Source organism: Variovorax sp. 01T439_2 (assembly GCF_056398445.1).
Genome location: NZ_JBFTPJ010001308.1, coordinates 1 through 1,144 on the forward strand (window position 1 = coordinate 1; position 1,144 = coordinate 1,144).

Here is a 1,144-nt window from a genome sequence, read left to right on the forward strand (position 1 = left end):
TCACGGCGCTGGGCACCGGCATCGGCCGTGCCGGCGCCACCAGCGCGGGCGGCGGGGCGGACGACTTCAACGTCGCCAAGCTGCGCTACCACCGCATCATCATCATGACCGACGCCGACGTGGACGGCGCCCACATCCGCACGCTGCTGCTCACCTTTTTCTACCGGCAGATGCCGGAGCTGGTCGAGCGCGGCCACATCTACATCGCGCAGCCGCCGCTGTACAAGGTGAAGGTCGGCAAGGAAGAGCAGTACCTGAAGGACGGCCCCGCGCTGGACGCCTTCCTGCTCAAGGTGGCGCTGAAGGACGCGAGCATCGAGACCGGCGGCCCCAACTCGACCACCCTCTCCGGCGACACGCTGGCCGAACTCGCGCGCAAGCACCAGCTGGCCGAAGCCGTGATCGCGCGGCTGCGCAACTTCATGGATGCCGAGGCCCTGCGCGCCATTGCCGACGGCGTGGCGCTCGACCTCGACACCACGCCCGCGGCCGAAGCCTCGGCCGTTGCGCTGCAGGCCAAGCTGCGCGAGCTCAACACCACCGGCGTGCCGGCCGAGGTAAGCAGCGAATTCGACGCCCGCACCGACAAGCCGCTGCTGCGCATCAGCCGCCGCCATCACGGCAACATCAAGAGCAGCGTGCTCACGCAGGACTTCGTGCACGGCGCCGACTACGCCGCGCTCGCCGAAGCCGCCAACACCTTCCGCAACCTCCTGAGCAGCGAGGGCGCCACCGTCCGCCGCGGCGAAGGCGAACGCGCCAAGGAAGAAAAGGTGGCCGACTTCCGCATCGCCATGAAGTGGCTCATCGGCCAGGCCGAGAACGCCACCTCGCGACAGCGCTACAAGGGCCTGGGCGAAATGAACCCCGCACAGCTGTGGGAAACCACCATGGACCCGACCGTGCGCCGCCTGCTGCGCGTGCAGATCGACGACGCCATCGAAGCCGACCGCGTGTTCACCATGCTGATGGGCGACGAGGTCGAGCCGCGCCGCGAGTTCATCGAGCAGAACGCGCTGCGGGCGGCGAATATCGACGTCTGATCGCTGAAGAAATCCGACAGCGTCGGTGAAACAAAAAAGAGCGCCCGGCAATGCTGGGCGCTTTTTTTGTTTCTTCGAGCCATCGGCCCGCCAACCTGTCG

General features: G+C 67.4%; 1 protein-coding gene. It reads left to right on the top strand.

Annotation, left to right across the window (positions count from 1 at the left end):
- Positions 1-1,043, top strand: a 1,043-nt coding sequence (locus AC1DOC_RS34530) for a toprim domain-containing protein (protein ID WP_478131690.1), incomplete at its 5' end; no start/stop codon positions are given.
- Between the last annotated feature and the right edge of the window lie 101 nt (positions 1,044-1,144).